This is a genomic window from Gilvimarinus sp. 1_MG-2023 (assembly GCF_030548285.1).
This window is the reverse complement of the sequence record NZ_JAUOSC010001740.1, coordinates 1-235: the sequence shown is the minus strand read 5'-3', so window position 1 is coordinate 235 and position 235 is coordinate 1. Positions and strand designations below refer to the sequence as shown.

Genomic DNA, 235 nt, shown 5'->3' with positions numbered 1-235 from the left:
AGATGCCGTAGGTCTGAATTAACAGCGGAATGGCAATCAGGCCGATAACCAGGGGTTTTTCCAGCAGGGTTTCGGCCTGAAAACCAAACAGCAAAATCACTGTGGTCAGCAAGCCAACGATCGACCAGGGTTTCAGAGCGGCAACAAAACTGTTCAGGCGCTGGTGATCGTTTCCCCGGTCAAGTTTCTTGCGGGTCAGGGCACCGGCAATCAATGGCAAAACAACGTATAACAG

At 51.5% G+C, this 235-nt stretch carries 1 protein-coding gene; it reads right to left on the bottom strand.

Going from position 1 to position 235, the window contains the following annotated elements:
* The coding region (locus Q4563_RS22695) for an arsenic resistance protein (protein ID WP_442903872.1) at positions 1-235 on the bottom strand (235 nt) is incomplete at both ends.